Here is a 25,880-nt window from a genome sequence, read left to right as displayed (position 1 = left end):
GCGCCGCGCCGCTTACTCAACGCTTCAGCTCGTTAGAGTGGCGACCGGACCGCGTCGATGCCTGACGACTGAGCATTTCGTCAGAAATATCAGGCGGATAGTTCAGAAATTGGATGAAAATCCGCACCGGCTGGCTGGGGCGGCAGGAACCTCACCTAAGGAAAAGCTGCACCTTAAAAAGCCCTGATTTCGGCCAATCTCGCGTGACACCAGTTGCGACTGGCTACACTCACTGGCTAAAGTTAGTGGCATCACAGACCAACCGCAATAGAACATCGGTGCCGCGTTCTGATCAGTCGCTCAGGGTCTCCCGCTGCGCGTTACCCCATCCGTTTCGCAGCCGCAGTTCGGACGTCGCACGCCGCCTGATCTCGCTCGAATGAAGGCATTTTCCCAGTAGCTACCCCGCCTCGCACGCCCTGTCCTACCACAGAGATCGCCCATCGCTCCGCGTCCACTGGGTTAATCCTTAAATAAGCGGCTGCCTGTGCGGCGACTGCACCTTAATCAGTGGCGCCAACTTACCTTAGCAACGACCAAGCACGTCCATTCACCTAGGCAGCAGCGCCGCGATGATGATCCCAGGATCTAAGTGGGGTCAACCTTGGTGCGGTCGGGCGCCCATTACGTTGCGCCCAGATCTATCGAAATTTGAATAAATGAAAAAAATTTCTCAGTAGCTTGGGAGCAGCTTTCGACGATCCTATAACTCAGGGTCGGCGGAATAATCTCGTCCGACGAGCTTTGAGCATTAGCTCCAAGGAGAATGAGAATGAAGACCAGTTTTAATCGAGAAATTGCGATGGATTTCCTGATTTGTCTCAGCAGAATGATAACCCTTAGACGAGAAGTAGACGGGATCCCTTCCAGAGAGGCTGCATTCACTGTTGCTGAAGTAGGGGATGAACATGGTTTTGAGCGTGCGGTAAAAGAAGCCAACAAAGACCTGATTGTGCTTGCCTTCAAGCCCGGGAAGGAACGCCGTGGACCCGCCAATATCGCGGTTTATGAGACCTATGACGGTAAAGTGAAGACGTGGCCTCGATGCTCGGTATGGGTTCTTTCCAGGGAAGGACCGGCTCTGATAGTTCCCAAGGGCGCGGATTTCGGCTTCGCTTATCACGATGCAGCACTTTGTCGGGTATTGGACGTCCCGTTGGGTCATCGGGCTGATCGGATCAAAATGGCGCGTAAGATCCTGTCACTGATGCCGCAGATCATGGCATGCGATCCCGATCCTTATGTAAGGGTTCATTGATCTTCCTGGGCGTAACGAGAGGTCCCTGGCAAGGTCGCGCTCCCGATTGGAGACGAAATAAGTATCATTGCGCGAGCGAACACCGGCCATCTGATGAATACCTGATATGGGGGTTGCATAATGATATATCCGGCTGGCCCAGGCGTCGGCAATTCGATTGCCGACACCTGGGCTCAGCAGATTCCCTTAGCGATTAATCGGGTAGAGCGAACGAAACGTCGTCACGCACATCGTGGAGCGCATGGCAGCGCGCAACAGCTTGCGATTTACCCACGACGCGGTCCAAGTCGCTGAAACTTGGCGACCGTTAAGCGCTTCCACGATCTGAGTGTTCCTGGCGGCCGACAGTCGGTCGGTAATCCAGACGATTAGCAACGCAAACAGGCGCGGCATTTCGCGCGAAAAGACGACTGTCCCGCACACGGCAACGAGCACGACGATTGGTTCGACGCTAAACATTTCTTTTCTCCTCCGATCTTCAGATCACCTGCTGCGCGCCATTTATCCTCTCTTCTTCACGCCCGTAGTCATCGCTTGCAGATCCTTGCAAAGCGCCAGGCGGAAACGCGGCATTCGAGAGTGCCGGCACCGGGCGTCGTCGAGGCCCGGCGCCGGCACGATGTCAGCGAGAGATTTGGGACATCGCCGCCGCCACAACATATTCGGGCGGCACGATTCCGGTCCGTTCCCACCACCGCTCGGCGAGGCGCTTACGAGAATTGTCCGTTCTGAGCCAGTTCTGCCGAACCTTGCCGTAGTCGCGGTGCTCCGGGTCATATCCTCGCAAGGTAATGAGGAAATGCGCGTGCGGCGCGATTTCGGGCTGATCGTCGCTTTCCGCCTGATGATGAATCGCCCAGTCGACCACCATGCCGCGGGCCACAAGAAAATCCTCGGCAAAGCCTTCGACCAGATTGCGCCAGAAGGTGAGATCCTCATGACGCGGCAGGCTGCCGACGCAATGAGCGATAGTCGGCTCGTCGGGCCTATACCGGGCCGCATTCTCGTCCGCTTGTGCCCAGAGCGATATTCCCGCCAGTCTGGGTTCGGCAGCGCGGGCAGGAGCGCATCGGCCTGCTGCCGCAAGGTCGGAGCGCGACGCCCAGTTCGGCGTCGGTCCCCATTCGTCGACGCTATTCTGGCGGTTGATGTAAGCGTAGCTCGCCTGCGCCGTGCGGTGCGTCCGCAAGAGCTCGGGCGTATAGCGGCTTGACCGGTCCCGGATCACATAGCGGGTATTGAACGGGCGGATGTTATGGATGGTCGTCATTTGGTACGTCTTTCTACAAAGAACAAAGGGACCGCATCGCAGCGGTTCTCTTGCTGAGTTTGTGTGTGATGGAGGGATGGCGAGACGGCGCCGCAGCGGCTGCTGGACGTCGATTCACCGAATATTTAAAGCTGGTCGCTAGTCCGCGCCCTGTCGGGCATGACAGCGGCCCGCCGCATGCGAAGTGTTGTGCAAATGCACGCTCGCAGGCCTCGCTGCTCGCGCGACCCGAGCAGCGAGGCCATTTTCTTCAGCGATAGTGGGTTTATGCGTCAGGCTCGCTCAGGCGTGGAACAGCCCGTCTTCGAAGCTGACCCACCGGGCAGTTTCATCGCCTGCTGCAAGGCGTTGTCGATAGTCGCGATAATGATGCGCGAACGAGTCTGCGCGGCGAATTGGGCGTGAGTTCCCGATATCGGCGAGCGCGGCTGTCAGATACTCGCTGGCATCGATCCACTCGCGCAGCGCCAGCATGGTCTCGAAGAAGGGTTCCGGTCGCGCGGTACGCAACGCCTCGACATGCGCCCACAGAATTAACCGCGCGGTCGCGACGCGAAGCGCATGGTCTTCTGCTGCCGCTGGCGCGGAGCGCGACCAGGCCAGCTCGATGTCCGCATCGCCGATCTCGGGCATCGGGATCGAGAAACGACGGCACGCTGTTCGCTCATCGAACCCATGGTCACCCATTGCGGCGGGACCGATAGCCGTCTCGCCAAAGCAAAGTTCTGCAAGCGCTGGCTCGACGAAGAAGCGCCGGCTCATCGCGTCCATCGCCAGCGTCATGCGATCAGAGGTGGACACGATCTGGACCGCGCCGGGCAACAGCGTCTTATCGAGCAAGTGCGGCAATGGAATTTCCGACTTGCGCGCGTCGGAGACGCAGATCGCGTTGACCCAGCGATGGCCATCATCCTGTTCGACCATCGTCAGGACCGCCGCCGCTACAGGCCTGCGTGCCAGCGCGGGATGCTCGTCTGGTATGTCGTTGACGGGAATGCATGCCAGACCGATCACCTGCAGGCATTTGGGAAGTTGATACTCGTTCACGATATTCTCCTTTCGGAGGATCAGGGATCCGAGACAGAACTCCTGCCTCTTTTCCTTTCACCCTGTTCCTCGCTTCCCGCGTCAGCGTCTCCATTGTTCAGCGGGCGCGAAGGCGCGTCCCGCTTTTCCATCCGGCGGACATGCGAGATCGGCCTGCGGCTGCGCCGCAGCGGCGAAAGCTCAAGTATCTGAGGGCCAGGCGATCAGCGTCCGCGAATGCGACCGCCAGGTTCTCGGCCGGACTACGGCTTAGCTGTTCGCGGCCCATGCCCGAATGCCGTGATCGCCGCAGCGGCAGTCATGTCGCGCCGGGCCAAGTCCTCGCATGCCGACTGCATCGCACACATTGCTCTGCCGACTGGTCTGAGCGTGGGCTGTCCCATCTCCGCCCGTGAGTTGCGGCGTCGGTTCTTTGCCTGACGCACCTCGCTTTGATGAAACAAAAGTCGAACCTATAATGAACATTAGGGCATCGCCGTGGCAGTTGAATCCAAGCCGATGTGCCGGACGAAATCCGCCATCCCGGCGTAGCAAACGAAGAAGGGTATTGAGAATGCGAGCAAAAAACGATGCACAGTCGGCAACGATTGGCGGCTACATGGTCCAACGATCGATGTGTTGGTCAAAAAATCATGAGACCAGGCTTCGGCAGGTTGAGATTGAAGCAAACAAGCAGATCCAAGGGGAGCTCGCCGACGTGCTCGGCACATTGTCTGTCGCGCCCAAGCGCTATCGGGACAATGCCTTCAATGGCCTCTGCTTCAGATCAAAGCCGCTGCCATCTTTCGGCGGTGCTGAGTTTCGGCGTAACACCGGATCGAGCACCCCGGACGTGCCGCCTGCGGCTCTGGTGAGTGACATTCGATCGGCCGTGCAGCAGTTCGTCGATAACCGCGCACACGTCAAAAGATTCGCCAAGGAAGCCCGAGCGATTGCGGATGAGGTCATCGGATCGATCGCGGACGGGCACCCTGCCCCCAGACTGATCGCGATCAGTATTTTTCCGGGTGCCCAACTCGACAACTTTGCAATGGGAATAACTTTGGAGGTCCTGGGCAACGGCCTCGGGCTTGGCCCCGAGACCATCCGCGCGTCTGTGTCGGAAGGTGCAGAGTTGCGACTTGGTCTCGCAGACTTGCTGGCCACACACGCGCGGCGCGCTGACCTGCTTGCGCAACATCGCGCCAATGATACCCGCGGCCTGATAGACCAGACCGCACAGAATCTGTTGGCGGTTTCCGGAATGAAATTGAATTACGCGCTTGATCATCTGGAGCGTGCCGGCGAACTTCAGTTCCTCTTAAACGGCGGGAGCGCAACGGGCAGGATCGAATGGAAGGACGATATTCTCACCGGTGAGGTCTTCGAGCGCAATAACGAAGTCTATGTGTGGCAGAGTACATTCACTTTCTGGCAGCAAATGCCACAAACCATTCTTGCCGCGCTTGTCGGACGTCCACTATCTGTCATGATCGCGAAGCCCTATTTCCCACTCGATGCGATCATTATGGATTTCTCGGCATTTGGAACCGACGGAACTAGGCTCGATCTGGAAATCCCGACCACACCCCTACCGGACCATTGCACTCATGTCTGACTGGTGAGGGCTGCGAATTTGGCTTCACGGCCAGTAAGGCCCAGTCATGCGGGGCGTTCTGCAGCGGCACCGGATGGGTAATTGTCACCTAGTCGGAAGAACGCTTGCTCACGGTCAGGAGGTCAGCGTCCTCTACCGCTGGGCTCTCGGCCTGGCCGCCCGCGAGCGGGCGAATGAAGGCGCTTCGACGACTTCGACCGCTTCGTCTTTTGCTTCGCTGCTCGCGGCTTGACCCCGAACGCTATGATTGCGGCAGCGGCAGCATTGTCCGCAGTTGATCGCGCCGATGCCAGCGCGCGCTTCAACCGGTCCGTCTCCTTCGGCGGATCGAACCGCACAGAGCCGCGCTTGACCAGCAGCCACTCTTCGTCGAGCAGCGGATCGCCCATGTGCCGAAAACGATCCGCTTCGTTTGCCCGCAGCGGCGCGGCTGGCAGCAAGCCTGCATCGATCATTCGATCATACAGGATATCACTCCGTGTCTCCTGCTGAACGAGCCACGCGGCCCGGGTCCGGGCGCGTATGTCGGGCCGCGCGAGCCACGCGGCGCGAGACCCGAGGGCGTCGCGCAGAGTCTCCACGGTGTCCGGTGCCTCGGCATCCGAACGCCGCGCAAACAGAAAAGGGACTGGCGCACGGCGCCACAAGGCGGCAGGGTCGGTCTCTTGGTGTGCATCCATTAATTCGCGGGGCACCGGCGCAGCGTAAGTGACGGGGCGATCAAGCCAGCTTGCCAGCCTCCGCTGATCCGCCTCCAACGCCGTTGGCGCGCGTGCAGGATTGATGGCGGGCAGATACCGGAACATCTGCTTACGCTTATCAACGATCGACGACAGCAGGTCCTGCCCCGCAGCGCTCCGGATGTAAGGCGTATCGAACCAGCGGCCGGGGTCGTCGAGCAGATCGATCTGCAGCGCGCCGCGCCAGTGCACGATGCGAACAGGATAGGTCTCGATGACCGATTGTAGCGTCTGGAGCTCGTTGATGGTCGGCTTGTCGGGAAACGGCGCATTGATTGGGGTGTCGGCAAGCCGCTGGTACAGATCGGCAAACTTTTCTCGCCCGTTGTTTTGGATGGGTAGATAGTCGTCAGCGCGAACATCGCGTAGGATTTTGGCCTGCTTCGGCGCGACGGGAACAGTTTCTTCGGCGGGAATATCAAATTGTTGCGGCAGCTCTGCACGCGGTGAAAGCCATGCCGGCACCGGCTGCGGTTCGCGGCCAGGTGTGATCTCGCCCAGCCCCACCATATCCAGTCCGCGTGCGCCGAGCGATGCCATCGTCGGCATGGGCTGATCGAGCGCGCGAGGCGGTGACAGCGCAAACTCCTGGTCGGCCTCCCGTTTGCGGCCTGACGCGACTTTACGGACTGCCTTGATGCGGAGATCGCGCAATTTGATCCGCCGCCCCATCTCGGGAGTGTCGCGCCAGCGCCTCACCGCCGTTTGCAGCCAGGCGCTTTTGTCGACGAGATTATCATCATCCAAACCTGCCGGCCCGCGCTTGGTCAGCAACGCGCCGACTTGGGCGAGTTCCTTCTGCTGGATATCGCGGATCGCCGGGAGCCGCTTTCGATAGGGTGCGGCATTCAGATCGACGCCGTGGATCAAATCCTGAGGATCGTCGGCCGGAAGGACCACGAGGTGTCCGTCGACGTCGCTGAGCAGGAGCGGCGTCTCGGCGATGCGCTGCATCACCGCATTGGGGTCGAGGATGGTTTGAGAACGGGGCTCATGTGACAATATTGCGTCGATCACGCGGGTCGGCTCTGCATTCTGGACCGCAAGACCCAGGTCTCGCTCGAGGCGCTCGCGAAGATCGGCGGCGCTGCGTTCAAGAAGCATCGCCTGCTCGCGACGCTCCGCCATCGCGGCCTGTTCAACGACCAACTCCCGTTCGAGTTCATCGAGATAGGCTTCGGCCTCGTTACCCCGCCGGGTCCACGCGTGCGACAGATAGGTATCGTTTCCGTCCTTCCGCGCCTTGTCTGCATAGCCCGGAGCAAATCGCGCAACGATACGCGGATGGCTGCGCGCCATAGCGCACAATGCCTCGATCTCGGCGGCCTCGGCGCGCAGCCGGATCGCGGCATGCTCGCGATCGCGAAGCTCGAGCGCGAGCCGCGCAAGGCGATCACGCTCATCCGACGTGCGGACTTCGCGCGCACGCGCTTCGCGTAATTCGAAAGCGGTATCGGCATCCGCCAAGTCCGCATCACGCTTTGCGACGTGCTGCGCAAGCACGCGCGCCCAGCCGATCGCTGCATTGTCCAGCGACACATCCGGCGCATCCCCCGCGCGTTCGAGCACGGTGCCCTTGCCACCGACCTTACGCATCGTTTGCGCGTCGAGCCCCATCTTCGCATAGGTTTCTGGCGAAAGCCGATAGTCAGCGTCAGCGGCCTTCAGTTCGACGTTGACGAGTCGCGCGATCTCGCAGCGGAACGGTTTCATGAAGCTGGTCGCGATTTGCGGCACGACGTGGGCGTCGAACGCCAGTTCACCGTCGCCATCGATGGTCACCGTACGCTTACCGACCTGGAAGTGCAGGTGCCAGTTCGTCAGGTTATTGAGCGCGTCGGGTTCATGCCGCACGAACAGGGCGGGCACGACCCGCTTTGCGTCAGCATCGCCGCTGTCAGAATTGGCGAGCGATTGCACCCAGGCGTTCGCGCCAACGAGAATGCGTTCGTGCGCCGCACCGTCGAGATCGGCGGGCAGCTCCGCCTCGCCCGCGATGACCGCATAGCTGCCGCGACCTTCGCTGAGCTTCACCGGCGGATCCGCAGCGGGCCAGCCGGGCAGCGCCTCCAGCCAAGTCAGCGCGGCTGGCGCCTCCGGATCGATCCATGGCACACCAACCAACTGGCGCTTTTTGCTGAGCTCCTTGCCGCCATCCACCCGCCTCTGCTCGGCGTTGAGGACGTCACGCAGACCTTCGGGACAATCGTTGCGACGCGCAGCGCTCGCCAAAAAAGCAGGCGCGAGTTCAAATTTTATGTTGAGACGCGGCGGTCCGGCGGATTTATTCTTGCGCCGCCCAAACTCATGCGCTTCGACCGCGTCCCACTGCCTGGCTCGCTTGACCGGATCCGGATCGAGCGTCGTGACGAGGATCTGGGGATCGTCATGGCCATGATCCTGCGTGTAGCGGTCGAACGTCGCAGCGGGCCGCTCCTCTGCCGCGAGCTCCGGCTCCGCATTCGCCTCGCCGATCTTACCGGTCGCATAATCATCGAACGCGGCCGCCGATCGCTCGCGGGTTACGTTACGCGCCAGGTGGAAGCTGCGCTCCCCTGCCGCGCTCGTTAGCCGGGATATGTCCGGCACGCTCGGAATGCCAAACCAGGCCCGCCGGGCAGGAGCTGCTTTCCCGCGCTCCCACCGCTGCGCCGAATCGAGACTCGCTCGGACCTTGCCGCGCAGGAGGCCCAACGGATCGTCGAGTTCGGTCTCCGCCAAGTCGAGCGGCAAGTCACGGATGATCCGCTTTGCTGCGCGCCTGCGAAAAGTTCCGATCGGATCCATGATCTCCAGTCCACGCTTCCAAAGGTGGGCAGCGCCCCTCCCACCAGCCCGCGGCAGGCGCCCGATCGGGAAGTCCCGAGCGAAACCGACCTTCCTAATCCGAAGGATATCATGTTGATGTTAGCTTCCACAATCGAAGAATGGGACGCTAACCTATTTCGCAAAAAATATTCAGTTACTCCCGATATATTCTCGATCTCTTATTCAGATATTATAGATACATTACCGATATTCCGAAAGCTATTTAGATAAGAGATTTTGAACTCGAATCGGATATCTCTCAGCATGATCTAATATCGGCTTCAGATACTATCTGACTTTCAACGATACCCGATCTCGGTGGCGGCGAAGTCGTCCCAATATCCGGTCTTTGGATATTCAGATGCCCGTTGTAATATCCACGCACCAATTTGAATCGGAACAACGAGCTTGAAAGTCCGGTTTTGACGACGAAGCGTGCCTTATCAGCGACAAAATGGCTCGCCGCTCACCGGGCCTCCAACCTACCGACCAAGCAAGGAGATAAGTATGAAGAACTTGCTTGCAGAGGCCATGGCGCGCGTAATCGTCGAAGGTTTGACTGCGCATTCTGCCCAGATGGAAAAATTGACGCGCGAACTTGAAGTCGCCATCATCCAAGCCGCCCAAGCGAGTGGCAAACCCGTCACCATCGAAACCATGTTCGCGGGCCAGGATCTGAATGGACCGGCTTTTGCCGACCTCCGCAAGACCTTGCGCAACCCTGGCCTAAAGCTTGAGGCGACGATCAGTGAATTGCGCCGGTCCGAAGCTTACTTCATCAGAGCATACGACAATTACGTCGCCGGATACTCTGACCAGCGGGCGATAGAGCTGCGCTGGGCAGAGCTCCGGCTTGCGATCGCACGCCTCTTCTACGACGATATGATCCGATCTGTGCCGGCTAAACCGCGCACCCAAGCGCGGCCAAAAGCGGAGCGCTCAACGAGCGTCATCGGGTTCGAGATGGATGCATTCTCCGCCGATGAGCAGAAAGCGCTTCGTCAAGCGATCCGTAATCGCGAAGAAGCAATCAGGCAGTTGGAGACCATCATCCGCCGAGGCGGCGCGACGTCGGACACTACGCATCTCATCTGTAGCTATTTGCGCGATCCGAACAAGATCGAGCAGGTAAACCGCTGGCTCACCGCCGAGCAGAGAAAGGCGCATCATAACAACCCGGAACCTGAAGATGACGTCCAGCCGATGGCTGCCGTTGCCGAGCCGCTGCAGATGGACACTCCGCCGAGCCGCAATGGTCAAGACAATGAAAAGCTGTGGCCGCCCCGTCGGGAAGCACCTCGAACAGATCCGGTCGTTGCCCAGAGACTTGTCGAGTGGCTCCGGGCCGGCCCCAATAAGATTCGGAAACTGTACGCGCGGTCGTCTACAGGGGATATTCGGCTTAACGCCCGACCGGACGCACCACCGGTCGCCGACATGTTCGAGACCGCAGTTGATCACCCGTTGGTTCAAAATGAACTATCAGCAATATGCGCGCGTCTCGAGCTATAACACACTTCGTTCGGCGTGGGTTGGCTCCTTTCACTTACTTGCCTCGTTGGAGCTGGCCGGCCCCCACCGAGTGGTCCGATCGGATTGTTAGTGCATTGACGCCTTGAAGCGCTTGGGAATGGTGGTCCGGACCTAGGGTCAGGACTTCTGTGGTTGCCGCCCGTGATGCAAGAGGGTTTCTGACCTTATGAACTGGTGATCAAGTGCGGTCTTCTGTCAGGCCTTGATTACGGCGCTTTCGAAGGCCGCTGGCCGGTATGGTGATCCGCAGATCAGGTCCAAATCTCATTGGCGAGCTTGATTGCTCAGAGTCCTGAACTGGTTTTCCTGATCCAGATCTGTTCGATCATTTTGCCCATTCGGGTCGTCGCCTTCTCACACCCCTTTCATCCAGCCTGCCTGGGTTAGCCTTATTAGGCTGCCATGACCGGCATCGGATTCTTGTAGTCCTCGTTCTTTGTCAGCATGGCCCAAATCTGACGTGCCATCTTGTTGGCCAGTGCGATAGCAACCAGCATGCGCGGCTTTCGGGCCATCATGCGTGCTAGCCATGAGCTTTCCGGGATCGCTTTGCGTCCGATCCAGCTCAATCGCGACATGGCGCCAATGATCAGCATCTGCCGGATGTCTGCTTGGCCGGCCTTGGTGATCCGTCCGAGCCGTTCCTTACCGCCTGATGAAAACTGTCGCGGCACCAATCCAAGCCAGGCCGCAAAGTCGCGGCCATTCTTAAAGCTCGCCATGTCAGGCGCGAAGGTCTCCACCGCGAGGGCCACCAGCGGACCGACGCCAGGCATGGTCTGCAGTCGCTTCGATACCGGGGTGGTGGCTGCGAGTTCCTTGATCTTTGCGGTCTTCGTATCAATCCAGTCATTGAGCACAGCAATCTGATCGAGCATCGCCAGGCACTCGCCGCGCATCAATGTTGGCAGATCACTGTTGGGCACTTCCAGGATCGCGCGGATGCGGCCGACGTGCTGGATCCCCTGGGGGATAACATGCCCGAACTCATACAGGGCTGCCCGCAAGGCGTTCACCGTCTCAGTCCGCTGACGTACGAGGCGCTGGCGTGATCGATACAGGATCGCGGCGCTCTGCTGAGCCTCGCTCTTGGGCTCAACAAAGCGCATCTCGGGCCGCTGGGCCGCGACCACAATCGCCTCGGCATCGGCTGCGTCGTTCTTCTGGCGCTTCACAAATGGGCGCACATAGCGCGGCGCGATCAGCCTGACTTCGTGACCCAATCCGCTCAGGACACGGGCCCAGTAATGAGCGCTACCGCAAGCCTCCATTACGACCGCGGCGGCTGGCTGTCGGGCCATGAACGTGCGAAATGCCTGCCGCGAGAGCTTGCGTTGATACTGCATCTCGCCGTTCATCGACGCCCCGTGAACCTGAAAAACAGACTTTGCCAGATCCACACCAATCATCGTATCGATACTCATGGTTGCCGTCCTTTCCGTTCGTAGCTTGAACCAAAACTACGCTGTCACATCTTGATGCCGTCAGGGAGGGCGGCAACCACCCCATCTCATTGATCAGAGCCAGAAGATGACGGTTGCGGCGAGTGCGACGGCGGAGAAGAAGGCCCTCGGGCAGCGATCGTAGCGTGTTGCGACCCGCCTCCAGTCTTTGAGGCGGCCGAACATGATCTCGATGCGGTTACGGCGTTTGTAGCGGCGTTTGTCGTACTTTACGGTCGTGTTCCGGATTTTTCGGCCCGGGATGCAGGGCGTGATACCCTTCTCCTGCAGGGCGTCGCGGAACCAGTCGGCATCATAGCCTCGGTCGGCCAGCATCCATTGCGCTTTGGGCAGACTGTCGAGCAAAGCGGCCGCGCCAGTGTAGTCGCTGACCGGTCCGGCGGTCAGGAAGAAGCTGATTGGACGACCATTCGCATCACTCACGGCATGAAGCTTGGTGTTCATGCCGCCTTTCGTCCGGCCGATCAGGCGTCCTGGACCCCCTTTTTTACCCGCAGGCTCGACGCCGTGCGGTGCGCTTTAAGATAGGTCGCGTCGATCATGATCGTCTTGCGATCGGGAGCCTGAGGTGTCGCCAGGCCTTCCATCATGCGGATGAAGATGCCTTTGTCGCTCCACCGCTTCCAGCGATTGTAGAGCGTCTTCGCCGGGCCGTATTCCCTCGGCGCATCGCGCCACCTCAACCCATTGCGGTTGACGAAGATGATCCCGCTCAAAACGCGCCGATCGTCGACCCGCTCGCGGCCATGGCTCTTGGGAAAATAGGGCTGAAGCCGAGCCATCTGCTCGTCCGTCAGCCAGAACAAATCGCTCAAATTCAGGCTCCTTCGCAGCCGCCTGAATCACAGCCATCGCCGCAAATCAATGGGTCCTGACCCTAATGTCTGTCGGCGCTTATGGTCAAGAGTTGAGCTTCTTGATAATCTTCTACTCCCCTATTCTCAACTGATAAAGATCGACTCGCCGCGTAATCTTTGCCGAAAACTGAAACATCTAGGCCAGGAGCAGGAGGTTCGTCTCAAGGTGCGGCAACGACTGGCCGCTCAGGATGCGATTCTCGAAATAAATGCCAGTGCCGAGCACGCGATAAACGCGTCCGGTCAAAGCGTAGGCCAGGCTATAAACCGAATGATCAAGGCGGGAAGTTCCTGTAACCAGCTAAATCTCTGGACCGGTCAAAAGCGCCATACTTGGGCTAATATTTACGCGCACAATGGACGCATTGGTTTTGAGGCCAGTATCCCTCCACTGCACTGGCATCGGCAGTGGGGTGTTGAAGTTTCCCGCGTGTTCCCCGCTATCATCACGAGCGCGCTAATAGGTCAGCCCCTATGTAAGCTCATCGAACATCCATTTTTGCAAGGATCGACCGAAATCACGGATGCGGAAAATGATTTTGGAATTCAAACCATCATTTCCGTATCGGACCCTGTTCGCGCGATCAAGTGGGAGGAATTGATTGCAGCTGCGCCATAATCGGGAGTTCGGGACGAAACCGGTTTATTGTCAATCATATCCAGATGTCCGGACTGAACACATGTCATACTCGGATCGAACATGCCGAAGCTGGATCTTCCTCGTGAGGAGTGGTCACCGAGACAGATCGCCCGCTCCGACGATGACGGACAACAGATGGCTTGTAAGCGCAGCCGCGCTCCGTCGATAGGCGATCTCCCCCCAATCATCCCAACGATGCACCCGCTCGGCGAGCCAGGCGAAGAGGTCATCGCGCGATCTTGCATCGGCGAAGGATTGCGACCACGCGATATTGCGCGTCGGCATCCGCGCGCCAACCTTAAGTCCGGTCAACGTCACCAGGTATCGCCTTCCCAGATTTTCGCGCGCGAACAGATGGCGACGAAATCCAACCTGCTGTTCAAAGGTGATCAGCGCCCGCTCCCGTGCTTCGGCGTCGGGGCCCCCGCGCGCACTTATCGCGGCAACAACCGCCGCCATTGGCAAGCGCTCGAATTCCGGCTCGCGCGTGGCCTGCAGCATCATGAGGACGGAACTGCCCAATGAGCTCAGCCCCCCACCGAAGAGGTCCCTCCCCGCCGATGTCTCGACCATACCGATGCTGGCGAGCCAGCACAGATAGAATCGCCAGAACATCATGTCCCCGCCGAAAACATCGTGGTTGCTCTCCGTGCCAAACCAGCGCGCATCGATCGCGGTCATGACCCTCAGCATCAGTTCATGCTGTTCGGGTGCGAAGTGGACCGGCGGGAATCCAAGTTCTCCCTCCCAGAAGGCGTCCCTGACGCTCGCCCAATTTCGCCCAGAGGCATCCTCGTAGCCGCGCGGATTGGCTCGAAGCCACCAGCCCCACGGGAGTTCGCCGACGTGACGCTCAAAGTCAGCCACGGCCACCCCCGCGACGAGGGTCGAGGCCGAGCGGCGTCGGCGCGCCATCGCGCGCGGGCGCCGCGTCTCCTTCAGCGATTGCTCGCAGCTGAGCTGCGAGGGCGCCCGTTTCCCTGACAACATATGCGTCGTCGCGATATATCCGTCCAAGCTCCGAGGACTTCGATCCGGAGGAATTCGGCCTGGCGTTCGGAATAAGATCGTAGCCATGATCGCAACTGAAGCCGAACCACCACGCATGCGAATCTTCGACCCGGTGGTCGGTTGCGTGTTCTACCAGATGGTAGACCGCCGGTCGTAATGTCACGTGGCAGATGCGGCGCGCCTCGACGGCTAACCGACGCGTCGGACTCGGCCCATCTTCGCACAGTCTTGAATAGGTCAAACCGCCATGCACATCGATCCCGATGTCCGGCGGAACTGCGTTTGCATCCCAGCCCCAGAGAGGGTGATCCTTGGGAATGCCGACATATCCGCAGAGAAAGCCATTGTCTGTGTTACGCAACATGATGCAGTCGTATCCACTCGCCGTATCGCGCCAGCTGACCTTGTCCGCCTCTCCCAGCCACGCCCCCTTGCCACCGGGCCGAGCAGCCTGATCGTAGAATATTTCTTCTGCGGGAACGACGCATTCGCGGGTTGCATAGGCGCGGCCAGTAACGAGAACGACGCCGCCTTCTCGCGCGACTTCGCCTCCGTCGCCGATCAGCTTCTCGGCGGCGAATTCGGAGCCGAGGATCGGCAGCAGCGTGTCCGCCGTTGCGGGCACGACGACTGGCGTCGCCGTTTTCCTGCGTACGGCCGTCTGGCGCCGCTCAGCCGGAACAAGCGCCTGCGATTTGGTGGTATTCTTAGCCATGCCTATGCTCCCACTTGGTTTGAAACATCAATGCCACTCGTCCCCGACAAGGCCTCATGGTGTTGTACCGGATGGTCTCTGCGCGCGTATCGCGCTCGCTCATCAGCCGCCGGATAGGTGATCCAAGAGCATTAAGTTCCGCCGAGTAGACGGCCCGGCCGTGAGGCTCGGCAATGATATGCTGGCTATGGCCCACGCGGCGCTCCGTCCGACAGATAATAACAATATCGTTCGATAGGTCATACGGTAGGCGGAGTCAATTAGTCGAACGAATTCGTTCACTTGACCGAACGATCGTTGATTTCTATGTCGCCGATCTCAAGGTAAGTTGGGTCTAAGGAGGTCATGGGGATGTCGTTGGCGATGAGGCTGCAGAACCTTCGCACGGCAAAACAGCAATCGCTTCAGGAAGTGGCTGACGCCATTGGCGCGTCGAAAGCCCATATCTGGGAGCTTGAGAAAGGCACCGCCAAGAACCCGTCGATCGAACTCGTCCGAAAGCTCGCCGATTATTTTGAGGTGTCTATCTCGCGCCTTGTGGGTGAAAGCCCGGACGAAGATGGCGATGACGAGCGGTTGCTCGTAATTTACCGTCAACTGAAGTCTCTCGATCTGCGCGACCGCTTGGTTCTTGGAGATATCATCAAGGGAATGCAGAAGCGCCGCTCGGGAGCGTAGAAGAGGCGGCGCGCTTGGCATTGGTCTGAAGGTTCGGCCAATACCGTCGTGGCCGTCACCGGCTCCAGATCCGCGGCAAAGGACTTCGGGGCGGTCGGCGCTTCGGTCGACCGGACTATTGCCAATTCTGTCAGTCGGTCTTGGGGGCGAATATTTGCATAGCGGACATTCGGCTCGATCGATCGAGGATGTTCAAGTGTCCGCCGTCAGCACCAATGGCACGGATTTGAGGTTGTGATTTAAGGTGGATTTGGGCTTCGTCGTAGTGACGAAGGAACGAAGATGAAGCCCAGATCCTCCTTGAAAAAATCTCCTGTGAAGGCTCCTGCTGAGCGGGTGGTGAAGGACATCCGGCGTGCGACGCGTCGGCACTTCTCGGCCGAGGACAAGATCCGGATCGTGCTGGAAGGTCTGCGCGGGGAATACAGCATTGCCGAGCTGTGCCGCAAGGAAGTCATCGCCCAGAGCCTGTATTACACCTGGTCGAAAGAGTTCATGGAAGCCGACAAGCGCCGCCTCGCTGGTGACACCGGCCGCGCTGCGAACACCGGCGAAGTCCATGACTTGCGCCGCGAGGCTCGTGCCCTGAAGGAATGCGTTGCCGACCTGACGCTGGAAAACCGCCTGCTCAAAAAAAGCATGATCGCGGATGGGGGCGACGACGAATGAGATAGGCCCGGACCGGGACTCGGCTTGACCAATGCCTTCACAAAGTCCTCCTCCATGTCGCGCCAATCGGGCGGGTCTCACGCGCGAGGTCTGTCATTTGGGGCGCTGCCGGGCGATCCACATGTCCACTTGGGCCTCCAGCACGTCGAGCGGCACGGCGCCGGGCGCCAGCACCGCATCATGGAAGGCCTTCAGATCAAAGTCTGGGCCGAGTTCGGCCTCGGCGCGCTTGCGCAACTGGACGAAGCGTTCGTGGCCGAGCTTATAGGCAAGCGCCTGCCCAGGAACATCAGTGGCATAGCGCAGCACTTCGGCGGCAGCCTGTTCGGATGACATCAGCGTGTTTTCGACCAGGTAATCGCGCGCGCGGGCGAAATTCCACCCTAACGCGTTGACCCCGGTATCCGCTACCAGCCTCGCCGCCATCATCGCATCGAGCGCGACAAGGCCATAATGCTCGTACGGGTCCTTCAGCGCACCCATCTCCACGGCAAGGTTTGCCGCATATTGCGCCCAGCCCTCGTTGTAGGCGCTGAGCTTGAGGCTGGCGAGTTCGCGCCGGATGACCGGCAGCCGCTCGTTCTCCGCCTGCAGGGCAAGGTGGAAATGGTGCCCCGGGACCAGCTCGTGGAAGTTCATCGCCGCAGCCAGCACCATCGAACGCTTGTCGAGGTTCGCGCCATTGTAACGGAAAAGGCCGACCGGCTCGACGCTCGAGGGCTTTTCGTAGTAGCCGAAAGCCACGCCGCCTTCGCTCGCTGCCGAGATGCGGCGAATGTCATAACCCGCCTTGGGCAGACGGCCGAAATAGTCAGGGATGTGCGCCTCGATCCGGGCGATCTGTTCGCGGAACAGACCCTCCAGCGCGGCCGCGTCGGCAACCCGAAAACGCGGGTCGGTTTCGATCATCCGGTGAAATTCGGCCTGGGTTCCGCTAAAGCCGAGCCCGGCGCGGATGCCGGCCAATCGCCGCTGCGTGTCGGCGACGAGCTCAAGCCCCAGTGCATGAAGCGCTTCGGGTGAGGTCTCCATCGTCGTGTAGGTGGCAATGGCACGGCGATAGCGTTCGCGCCCGCCGGGATATTGCGCGAGCCCGATGGCCTCAGGTGCCTTCGCCTCGTAGTCGGGATCGAGCAGCGAGGCGATCGCCGCCATGCCCCTGGCAACACGGCCGGTTGCCAAGCTGCGCGCCTCGGCCACATATGCATCGCGCTCGGAAGCCGGCATTCCCGTCAAGCGATCAGCTCCCGGCACCAGCCGCGCCTCTACCCCGCCCGCCAGCGCGGCATAGGTCGCGCGCAGTGACGGGATGGCCGGTTTGGGAAGATAGATCCCGGCATCACGCTGGGCGATGGTCCGGTCCAGCATCTGGTCGAGCCGATCGCCGATTTCCGTGATCAGGCGCAGGTATTCCGCCTGCTCGGAAGGGGTCGCTAGGGGACGCTTGGAGGCGAATTCCAAAAGACCGCTCAGGCCGAGCACGCCGCTATAGGGCGTGATCGCGAAGTCGTTGATCCAGTTGTCCGGCCCCTGCGCCACATCCTCGTGGAACTTGAGCAGAAATCGCCAGGTTATCTCCTCATCAGGCGACAGCGTGGCCGAGTCGATCGCGCGCAGCGCGGCGATCCGGCCGCGCGCGAAGTCGGCGTCGCGCCTGGCCTCTTTTAGCGTGATGTCCTTGATTCCGTTGAACGGCAGCCCCGCCGCATCGCGCAAGCCATTGTCGCTCTCGAGAACCCATTGCCATGTCTCGTCCGCGATCCGGCCGACGGCCTCGGCCCCGGCTTCGTCACTGCGGGGCGAAGGTTCACCCGTGCGCGGAGCGTCGGCCCCCGCCGCCTCAGCCGGCATCGGCGAGAGCATGGCCAACAGGGCCGGAAGAGCGGTGCGGATCATTGCGATGTTCCCTTGCTGTCCGGCCCCGGCGCCAGGCGCGCCGACGCCAGAACGTCAAAATTGTCGGCATGGTCACGCGGGACGAGCGCAATTGCCGGACGGTCGGGCAGGATCGCCAGCTCGATGGTCCATGACGCAAAGCGGATGCGGCGGAAGCCCGGGGCCAGCAAGTCGCAATCGAGCGCCGCCGGAGCATGCCGGCGCAGCAAGCCATCGAGCCGAGAACGCGCCATGCGATAACCTACCACCGATGCCGAAAGATCAGCGCGGACGCTCCCGGCAGCCGCAAGTGGCGCTTCGGCGGCGTCGGTTGCGATCCAGATCCAGCGACCGGGCGCAAGCGCCGCCACGTGGCCCTTCCCGAGCGACTCGAACACACCGAACCCTGCTGCAGCCCCCGCCCCCGCGACAGGCGAGGAAAGCCCGCAATCGCGCTGCCAGCTAACGTAGCGGCAAAGCATCAGCTCGCCCGGGACGAGGCGTTCGCACAAGGCCGGGTCAAGTCGCATCGCGCATCCTCGCCCCTTCGGGATCGAAGGCACAGGGTGCGACGACCCGGGCGCGGAACTCGCGCCCGCGGTTGTCAGGGCCGAGATCCCACAGGACGATTTGCTCGCCCATCCGCGTCTCCCCGCCAGAAATCATCGCCAGGGCGTGGGGCCTGCCGAGCGTCGGGGAAAGTACCGAGGAGGTCACCCATCCGTCAGACCCGGCCGCACCCTCACGCCGGACATGGGAACCCACCGGCAGCGGTCGGCCATCGCTGCTCGCCAGGCCCACCAGCTGCTTGCGTCCCGCCTCCTGACCGACCGGCATAAGCGCGCCGCGACGCCCGATGAAATTGGCGCGCTTGCGTGTGAGCGGGGCTGCAAATCCCACATCCTGCGGCATGGTGGTGCCATCGGTCTCATTGCCGACATGCAGGAAGCCCTTCTCTATACGCATGACATCGAGCGCCTCGATGCCGAAGGGCACAATCCCCGCCGGTTCGCCCGCCTCGAGCAGATGGACCGCCAGTTCCTCGGCAAGGTTGGCAGGACAGGCGATCTCGAAGCTCGTCTCGCCGGTGTAGGATACTCGCGACACCCTGATCGACCGGCCTGCGAAGCTGCCTTGCGCAAAGCCGAGGTGCGGCAGCGCCGCAAGCCCAGGTTCGATCGCGATGCGGCTGCCTTCCAGAACGCTTCGGGCCTTCGGGCCGGCCAGCGTCAGCACCGCCCATTGATCGCTGACATCCACCAGCGCTGCGGCGAGATCGGGCCATTCGCACTGGAGGTATTCCTCCAGCTGGGCGAGCACACGGTGCCGCCCGCCGCTGCTGGTGCCGAGAATGAAGCTGCCGTCGGGCATCCGCACGCATACGCCGTCGTCGATGACAATCCCGGTCTCGGCAGCGAACAGGGTGTAGCGGCAGCGCCCTGTGGCAAGGGTCGACATCGTGCCGACGCAGCAGCGGTCCATGAATTCCGCCGCATCGGGCCCGTGCACCTCGATCTTGCCGAGCGGCGATGCATCGAACAGGCCCACGCCATGGCGCACGGCGCGCACTTCGCGGATGATCGCCGCCTCGAGTGTTTCGTGCACCTGCGGATAAGCCGCAGGGCGAAGGAAGGCACCATAATCCATCATCGCTGCCCCACGCGCTATATGCATGGCATGCGCAGGCAGACGCCGGGCCATGTCGAGCCGTTCGCCGCGCGCTTCCCCGGCGAAGGCGCCGACCGTCACCGGATCATAGGGGGGGCGGAAGCGTGTCGTTCCCACTGCGTCGGGCGATCGTCCGGTCAGGTGACCTATCACGGCCAGCCCGTTGACGTTCGATGTCTTGCCCTGATCGGTCGCCATGCCGAGCGTCGTGTAACGCTTAAGGTGTTCGACCGCCGAGAAGGACTCGCGCGCGGCAAGTTCTATGTCGCGCATGGTCACATCGTTCTGGTAATCCACCCAGATGCTGCCGCTCGGCTTGCCATCGGGATCAGGCACCGCAATCGGCGGCACAGTCGGCAGACCCTCGCCCGCCGCACGCCCGACGGCGCGCCAGGTGACGCCATCGACCTGCGGCAGGAAGGCCGCCAGGTCGTCCGACCAGCCAAGACGTCCCGCAGCCTGCGAGAAAAGGTTGACCACCGGATTGAAGCCGCCCGCGACCAGCAGCGCATCGCAGGACAGCTCGATCCGGCCGAATGCGTCCGAGGCCTGCACCCCGCTCACTTGTCTGTGCCCCAGCGCACGCTCGATCCGGGTACCGGCGTAAACCGCCACCCCGGCCACCGCCAGTTCCTCGGCAGCCGGATCATTCAGACCCGGCCTGCTGTCGATTACGAAGGCCGGGCAAATGCCCCGGCGCAGGAAGGCAAGCGCAGCCTCCCAGCCGGCATCATTGTTGACCGCAAACCCGATCCGGCGTCCCGGCACGACCGCATGGCGGTAAAGATAGGCGAGACCTGCCGAAGCCAGCATGATGCCCGGCAAATCATTGTTCGTGAACAGCAGCGGCCGCTCAATCGCGCCGCTCGCCAGCACGGTCTGCCCGCAGCGCAGGTGGATCAGCTTTTCGCGCGGGCCCTCAGCGAGCGGGTCGGCGAAGGTCTGGCGAAGACCGAAGCTGCCGTGATCATAGGCCCCGAACACCAGCGTGCGCGGCGACATCCGCACATTGGCGAAGGCGGAAAGCCGCGCCACCAGATCATCGATCGCCGCATCATCCTGCGAGCGCGCGCCGCGGCGGTGGCCGCCCCAGAACGGCTCATGCTCGGCGATCACCACTTCGCGCCCCTGTTCGGCAAGCGCGAGCGCCTCGGTCAGCCCCGACAGTCCGCCGCCGATCACCAGCACGTCGCAGCGCTCGTAGGCATGTTCGTAGCTGTCGGGATCTGGCAGGCCGGGCGCCCGGCCTAGCCCCGCCGCCCGTCGGATCAGGGGCTCGAACAGGTGCCAATCGGGCCACTTGAATGTCTTGTAGTAGAACGCCGCCGGAATGAAGGGCTTGATAATGGCGTTGAGCGCCAGCAGGTCGAATTGCGGCGACGGCCAGCAATTGACCGGGCTTGCCGTCAGTCCTTCGGCAAGCGGGACGGCGGTCGCCTTGAGGTTGGGAACCGTCTGTGCGCCACTGCCGAGCTGGACAAGCACATTGGGCTCCTCCAGCCCCGCGCCGATAAGGCCGCGCGGGCGATGATATTTGAAGCTGCGCGCCGCCAGCATATCGCCGCCAGCCAGCAGGGCCGATGCGACAGTGTCGCCGGCAAAACCCTCCAGTTCGCGCGCACCCCAGCGCCAGCGCAGCGGGCGATCACGATCGATCAGCGCGCCCCCGTGATCGAGCCGCCACGCCGTCATGCCGCTCCCCCCCTGGACAGGTCGGCAAGCGGGGCTGCGACGAGGATTTCATGCGAGACCGTGTCACGCTCGACCACCAGCCACTGCCCGCAGCCTGCCGCGTGCACCCAGCGTTCGCGGTGCAGCCCCTTGGGATTGGCGCGGATATAGAGGTAATCCGCCCAGACCTCATCGCCGGCTTCGGGCTCGGGTCGCCGCCGGTCGGCATCGCCTGCGCAGTGGAACTCGCTCTCCGGGCGCGGGCCGCAATAGGGGCAGACGATTCGCAGCATCAGTGCGCAATCCCCGCAGCGCCCGCCTCGTCGACAAGGTGACCGGTGACGAAACGTTCGAAACTGGCGAAGCTGGCGAGCGGGTGCTTCTCGCCCGTCGCAAGGTGGTGCGCGAGGCATGTGCCGCCTGCCGGGATGGCCTTGAAGCCGCCAGTTCCCCAGCCGCAGCTAAAGTGCAGCCCTGCAACCGCGCTTTCATCGATGATGGGCGAGGAATCGCGGGTGACATCGCAAATGCCCGCCCATTGCCGCAGAAAGCGCAGGCGCGAGAATTGCGGGAACAGGTCGACCAACCCCTGCGCCGCCCGCTCCATCCATGGCAGGTTGCCGCGTTGGGCATAGGACAGGTAGAGATCGAGCCCCGCGCCAAGAACCAGTTCACCTTTGTCGGTCTGCGAGACATAGGCGCCGGTTGCGGGCGACATAACGACGGTGTCGAGACAGGGCTTGACCGGCTCGGTCACGAAAGCCTGAAGCGCATAGGACTGGATCGGAAGTTCCAGTCCGGCGAGCTTCGCGATTTCGCTCGAATGCCCCGCGACCGCAACGCCGATCTTGCCGCAGGCGATATCGCCGCGCGTGGTGCGGAGGCTTTGCACCCGCTCGCCTACGATGTCGAAGCCGGTCACCTCGCACTGCTCGACGATGTCGACGCCGAGCGCATTGGCCGCGCGCGCATAGGCCCAGGCCACGGCATCGTGGCGGGCCGTGCCCCCGCGCGGCTGCAGCAGCCCGCCCCACACGGGATAGCGGGGGTTGCGGTTGAGACCGGGGATGGCGGCATAAACGCCATCGGGACCGTGAAACTCGGCATCGACATTGTTGAGCCGCATCGCGTTAGCCGAATGACGCATCTTGTCGCGCTGGTGCGGATCATGGGCCAGCACCCACATCCCGCGCCGGGAGAACATTATGTTGTAATCGAGCTCGCGAGAAAGCTGTTCGTACTGGGTCAGGGCATAATCGTAAAAAGCGGCGCTTTCGGGGTAAAAGTAGTTCGACCGGATCACGGTGGTGTTGCGCCCGGTGTTGCCGCCGCCGATCCAGCCCTTTTCGAGCACAGCCACATTGCGGATGCCATGACGGCTTGCGAGGTAATAGGCGGTCGCGAGACCATGCCCGCCGCCGCCGATGATCACCACGTCATAGGTGCGGCGCGGCTCGGCCTTGCGCCATTGCGCCTGCCAGTGACGTTGGCCAGAAAGGCCGCCCTGGATCAGGGACCATGCGTTGAAGGGCGACGGACTGCGCATGGCCGATTGCTACAATACACCAGTGTATCGGGCAACAGTCTTGGGGCTCATCCCATCAATCCCCTTGCCAAGGTCACGATCAGGATCAGCGGAACGGGCACACGCAAGACCAGCAGCCAGGCTCCCAGTGCCTTGCTCTGCTGCGGCCATCCGATCAGCGCCGCCCAGCTTTCACGCGGCACAATCCATCCCGCAAAGATCGCGGCGAGCAAGCCGCCAAGCGGCATGGCAATTGCGGAGGTCACGATGTCGAGCACGCCGAAGAAATTGGCCCCGACGAACAGCGGCACGCGTTGCAATGGATGCCAGTCAGCTGCGAGATTGAACGAGAACACGGTGCCGAGCCCGATCACCCAAAGCGCAGCGCCGGCGCCACCGAGCAGCCGCCCTCGCGCGATCCCCCTTGCCTCGCCGATCGCCGCCAGCATCTCGAACAGGGCAATGCTCGATGTGAGCGCCGCCATCGCCACGAGTGCGAAGAACAGCGCCGCCAGCCATGCGCCACCAGGCAATGCGGCAAAGGCGGCCTGCATGGTCACGAACAGCAACGTCGGCCCTTCCGAGGGATCGAGCCCGGCGGTAAACACGAAGGGGAAGATGATCAGCCCCGCGAGCAGCGCGACAATCGTCTGGGCAATGACGATGATCGCAGCGAGCCATCCGATCTTCTCCTCGGGGCCGAGGTAACCTCCATAGGTCACCAGCACCGCAGCCCCGACACCAACCGAGAAGAAGGCATGGCCGACCGCCTTCATCACGCTGTCCCAAGTGACAAGTGCGGGGTCGAAGGAGAACAAAAACGTTGCGGCGCGGGCGAAACCGGGCTGGAACAGCGCGAACGCCAGGAGGCCGAGCAGCGTCACCAGCAAGAGCGGCATCATGACGGCCATTGCCCGCTCCACCCCCTTTTCAAGGCCGAGCCGGATGATCGCGAGATTGGCGAGAAGGAAAGCGGCTTGCCACCCCGTGAGCGCGAGCGGATCGGCGAGCAGTCCGCCAAAGTCGAGCGGGCCACCTCCGCTCGCCAGCATGCTCACCGCGTTCCATGCAAAGGCCAGCGTCCACCCGCCGATCACGCAATAGAACGAGACGACAAGAAAACTCGCCACGATGCCGAGGTAGCCGATCACGCTCCACCAGGGCGACGCGCCTTGGATCTCGGCGACCTTGCGCCATGCCCGGGCAGGGTTTGCGCCGCCGGCCCGCCCCACCGCCACTTCGGCAATCACGAGGGGCAAGCCGATGATGAACACCGCGGCAATGTAAAGCAGGACAAACGCACCCCCGCCGTTCTGGCCCGCAAGATAGGGAAAGCGCCACAAGTTGCCGAGCCCGACCGCAAAGCCGATCGCGGCGATCAGGAACATAAGCCGCGACGACCAGCGCTTGCCATCGGGATCAGCGCCCCCGCTCATCTGTTACGCCCCGAGTCCGGCACCGGCATCCTCCCCCGCGCATTGACCGCACGATACATATCTGTATTCATGTCCCGGGGGCGAGGTGCAATCGAAAACTTGCGCGGAAGGATCAAGGAGACTTTGCGATGACACTACGTCTTGCTGCCGGGCTGATCGCTGCCGTCGTGCTGCCCGTAAGCGCCCCAGCCCTGGCTGAGGATGCGCCGCCCCCCGCGTCGGCCGAAACCGCTCTCGCGCCTTTCTCCGATCACTACGCGATGCGGGTCGAAAAGCCAGCCGATGTCGTGTGGGCGCATCTCAAACGGCTCTACGTCGATGGCGAGCGGATGCGCCAGCAGGGCTTTTCCGTGTCGCAGGTGACGGACGATCCGACAGCTTGGCTTGGTGCTGTGCGCGGGGTTCTCGCCAGCAACACCAGCCGCCCGCAGGTCACGATCATGGTGAGCGGCATCGACGAGAAGGCGCGGCTGCTGACGCTGATGATCGTGCTGGAAAACCCGGTGCACGCCTATGTCATCCACCAGGTGACCCCTGAAGGAACCGATGCTGCGATCTACCAGACCATCATCCAGACCCAGTGGCCCGTGAAGAAGCCGGATAGCGGCGAACTGACCGCCGAATACATCCGCGAGAAAATGCAGGCCGATGTCGCCTTCCACAATTCCGAAGTCGCGGAGATCATGAAGCGCGAAAAGGCGGTCATCGAAGCTCTGGATTGACATGGCGCGCGCGGTCGCCGACGGAAAGTGAATGCAAACGAAGGCGCGGGCCGACAACGATAAGGACACGCCGGTCGAACGGGACTGGATCGCCGCCGCGCGCGAAATGCTGATCGAGGGCGGGATCAGCGCGGTGCAGATCAATCCGCTGGCAGGCAGGCTCGGGGTGACCCGCGGGGGCTTCTACTGGCGCTTCAAGAACCGTCAGGACCTGCTCGATCATCTGCTGCTCGACTGGGAAAGCTCGAATGCGCGGCACTTCCTCGATCGGCTTGCGGAACCGGGCACGCCGCGCGAGAGGATGGAGCGACTGATCGACCTGTGGATGGAAGAACTCCAGTTCGATCCGCGACTGGAGGCGGCGATCCGGCAATGGGCACTTATCGACCAGGCGGTAAGCCAACGCGTCCGCACCGTTGATCTGGGACGGATCAAGGCGATCGCCAACCTGCTGCTAGAGGCAGGCTATAGCACCAACGAGGCCGAAGCGCGGGCGCGGGTCACCTATTTTCACCAAGTCGGCTATTATACTCTGGAACTCGGCGAAACCGCAGAGGAACGCCTGGCCATGCGACCACACTACACGCAGGTGCTATTCGGATATAGCTGAGCCAGGTTGGCAATTGGCCATCACTGTCACTCAATCAAACAATTGCACGATACAGATGTGTATCGTATGCTGTGCGCCGATGAGAGC

General features: G+C 61.6%; 21 protein-coding genes and 1 pseudogene. 8 read left to right on the top strand and 14 right to left on the bottom strand.

Going from position 1 to position 25,880, the window contains the following annotated elements; all coding sequences use genetic code 11:
- The first annotated feature begins 772 nt into the window (after positions 1-772).
- Positions 773-1,258 (top strand): hypothetical protein, encoded by a 486-nt coding sequence (locus KEC45_RS02125; protein ID WP_252171454.1) that lies wholly within the window; start codon positions 773-775, stop codon positions 1,256-1,258.
- A 186-nt stretch (positions 1,259-1,444) separates the two neighbouring features.
- Here KEC45_RS02125 and KEC45_RS02120 read toward each other — a convergent pair whose 3' ends face one another.
- The 3 genes from KEC45_RS02120 to KEC45_RS02110 form a co-directional block, all read right to left on the bottom strand.
- Positions 1,445-1,717, bottom strand: a complete 273-nt coding sequence (locus KEC45_RS02120; protein WP_252171453.1) for a hypothetical protein — start codon at positions 1,715-1,717, stop codon at positions 1,445-1,447.
- Between the two features lie 163 nt (positions 1,718-1,880).
- Positions 1,881-2,528, bottom strand: a complete 648-nt coding sequence (locus KEC45_RS02115) for a MobA/MobL family protein (protein WP_252171452.1) — start codon at positions 2,526-2,528, stop codon at positions 1,881-1,883.
- A 282-nt stretch (positions 2,529-2,810) separates the two neighbouring features.
- The gene (locus tag KEC45_RS02110) at positions 2,811-3,575 is read right to left on the bottom strand and encodes a hypothetical protein (RefSeq protein ID WP_252171451.1); all 765 of its coding nucleotides are present in this window, start codon (positions 3,573-3,575) and stop codon (positions 2,811-2,813) included.
- Positions 3,576-4,128: 553 nt separating this feature from the next.
- On the opposite strand from KEC45_RS02110, the gene KEC45_RS02105 reads away from it, so the two are divergent.
- Positions 4,129-5,172, top strand: coding sequence for a hypothetical protein (locus KEC45_RS02105; RefSeq protein ID WP_252171450.1), 1,044 nt, complete (start codon positions 4,129-4,131; stop codon positions 5,170-5,172).
- 122 nt (positions 5,173-5,294) lie between these two features.
- On the opposite strand, the gene KEC45_RS02100 is transcribed toward KEC45_RS02105, so the two are convergent.
- Positions 5,295-8,699: a hypothetical protein gene (locus KEC45_RS02100; protein WP_252171449.1), complete on the bottom strand. Its 3,405-nt coding sequence runs from the start codon at positions 8,697-8,699 to the stop codon at positions 5,295-5,297.
- A 528-nt stretch (positions 8,700-9,227) separates the two neighbouring features.
- Here KEC45_RS02100 and KEC45_RS02095 point away from each other — a divergent pair.
- Positions 9,228-10,232 (top strand): hypothetical protein, encoded by a 1,005-nt coding sequence (locus KEC45_RS02095; RefSeq protein WP_252171448.1) that lies wholly within the window; start codon positions 9,228-9,230, stop codon positions 10,230-10,232.
- A gap of 413 nt (positions 10,233-10,645) precedes the next feature.
- Here the strand turns inward: KEC45_RS02095 and KEC45_RS02090 are convergent, their stop codons facing one another.
- Positions 10,646-11,677: an IS110 family transposase gene (locus KEC45_RS02090; protein ID WP_252171447.1), complete on the bottom strand. Its 1,032-nt coding sequence runs from the start codon at positions 11,675-11,677 to the stop codon at positions 10,646-10,648.
- 93 nt (positions 11,678-11,770) lie between these two features.
- A protein-coding gene (locus KEC45_RS02085; RefSeq protein ID WP_252171446.1) for an IS5 family transposase occupies positions 11,771-12,531 on the bottom strand; the annotation gives its coding sequence in 2 pieces (ribosomal slippage) (positions 11,771-12,207 and positions 12,207-12,531; 762 coding nt in all).
- Positions 12,532-12,844: 313 nt separating this feature from the next.
- On the opposite strand from KEC45_RS02085, the gene KEC45_RS02080 reads away from it, so the two are divergent.
- Positions 12,845-13,192: a hypothetical protein gene (locus tag KEC45_RS02080; RefSeq protein ID WP_252171445.1), complete on the top strand. Its 348-nt coding sequence runs from the start codon at positions 12,845-12,847 to the stop codon at positions 13,190-13,192.
- A 114-nt stretch (positions 13,193-13,306) separates the two neighbouring features.
- Here KEC45_RS02080 and KEC45_RS02075 read toward each other — a convergent pair whose 3' ends face one another.
- Both KEC45_RS02075 and KEC45_RS02070 read right to left on the bottom strand, forming a co-directional pair.
- Complete coding sequence (locus KEC45_RS02075; protein WP_252171444.1) at positions 13,307-14,080, bottom strand: hypothetical protein; 774 nt, start codon at positions 14,078-14,080, stop codon at positions 13,307-13,309.
- On the bottom strand, positions 14,073-14,939 hold the full coding sequence (locus tag KEC45_RS02070; protein WP_252171443.1) for a hypothetical protein: 867 nt from the start codon (positions 14,937-14,939) through the stop codon (positions 14,073-14,075). Before KEC45_RS02070 ends, KEC45_RS02075 begins: the two co-directional genes overlap by 8 nt.
- A 351-nt stretch (positions 14,940-15,290) precedes the next feature.
- On the opposite strand from KEC45_RS02070, the gene KEC45_RS02065 reads away from it, so the two are divergent.
- Complete coding sequence (locus KEC45_RS02065; protein ID WP_252171442.1) at positions 15,291-15,617, top strand: helix-turn-helix domain-containing protein; 327 nt, start codon at positions 15,291-15,293, stop codon at positions 15,615-15,617.
- 282 nt (positions 15,618-15,899) lie between these two features.
- Positions 15,900-16,288: pseudogene (locus tag KEC45_RS02060) on the top strand (transposase); the annotation flags it as partial.
- Positions 16,289-16,379: 91 nt separating this feature from the next.
- On the opposite strand, the gene KEC45_RS02055 reads toward KEC45_RS02060, so the two are convergent.
- From KEC45_RS02055 to KEC45_RS02030, 6 genes are read right to left on the bottom strand one after another with little or no spacing between them, the layout of a single operon-like run.
- Positions 16,380-18,182: a DUF885 family protein gene (locus tag KEC45_RS02055; protein ID WP_252171441.1), complete on the bottom strand. Its 1,803-nt coding sequence runs from the start codon at positions 18,180-18,182 to the stop codon at positions 16,380-16,382.
- The gene (locus KEC45_RS02050) at positions 18,179-18,691 is read right to left on the bottom strand and encodes a hypothetical protein (RefSeq protein ID WP_252171440.1); all 513 of its coding nucleotides are present in this window, start codon (positions 18,689-18,691) and stop codon (positions 18,179-18,181) included. The genes KEC45_RS02055 and KEC45_RS02050 overlap by 4 nt, the downstream gene beginning before the upstream one ends.
- Positions 18,681-21,521, bottom strand: coding sequence for a 2Fe-2S iron-sulfur cluster-binding protein (locus KEC45_RS02045; RefSeq protein WP_252171439.1), 2,841 nt, complete (start codon positions 21,519-21,521; stop codon positions 18,681-18,683). The genes KEC45_RS02050 and KEC45_RS02045 overlap by 11 nt, the downstream gene beginning before the upstream one ends.
- Positions 21,518-21,793: a sarcosine oxidase subunit delta gene (locus KEC45_RS02040; RefSeq protein ID WP_252171438.1), complete on the bottom strand. Its 276-nt coding sequence runs from the start codon at positions 21,791-21,793 to the stop codon at positions 21,518-21,520. Before KEC45_RS02040 ends, KEC45_RS02045 begins: the two co-directional genes overlap by 4 nt.
- On the bottom strand, positions 21,793-23,046 hold the full coding sequence (locus tag KEC45_RS02035; protein ID WP_252171437.1) for a sarcosine oxidase subunit beta family protein: 1,254 nt from the start codon (positions 23,044-23,046) through the stop codon (positions 21,793-21,795). The genes KEC45_RS02040 and KEC45_RS02035 overlap by 1 nt, the downstream gene beginning before the upstream one ends.
- Positions 23,047-23,093: 47 nt before the next feature.
- Entirely contained in the window at positions 23,094-24,461 is a 1,368-nt protein-coding gene (locus KEC45_RS02030; RefSeq protein ID WP_252171436.1) for a sodium-dependent transporter, read from the bottom strand.
- 128 nt (positions 24,462-24,589) lie between these two features.
- Here KEC45_RS02030 and KEC45_RS02025 point away from each other — a divergent pair, with 128 nt between their 5' ends.
- Together KEC45_RS02025 and KEC45_RS02020 are read left to right on the top strand one after the other, a co-directional pair.
- Entirely contained in the window at positions 24,590-25,183 is a 594-nt protein-coding gene (locus KEC45_RS02025; RefSeq protein ID WP_252171435.1) for a hypothetical protein, read from the top strand.
- 31 nt (positions 25,184-25,214) lie between these two features.
- Positions 25,215-25,793 carry a TetR/AcrR family transcriptional regulator gene (locus tag KEC45_RS02020; protein ID WP_252171434.1) on the top strand — a complete coding sequence of 193 codons (579 nt, stop codon included), beginning with the start codon at positions 25,215-25,217 and terminating at the stop codon, positions 25,791-25,793.
- Positions 25,794-25,880: the final 87 nt, after the last annotated feature.

This window comes from Sphingopyxis sp. USTB-05 (genome assembly GCF_023822045.1).
Taxonomy (GTDB): domain Bacteria; phylum Pseudomonadota; class Alphaproteobacteria; order Sphingomonadales; family Sphingomonadaceae; genus Sphingopyxis.
The sequence above is the reverse complement of the archived record's forward strand: the minus strand, read 5'-3'. Positions and strand labels throughout refer to the sequence as shown.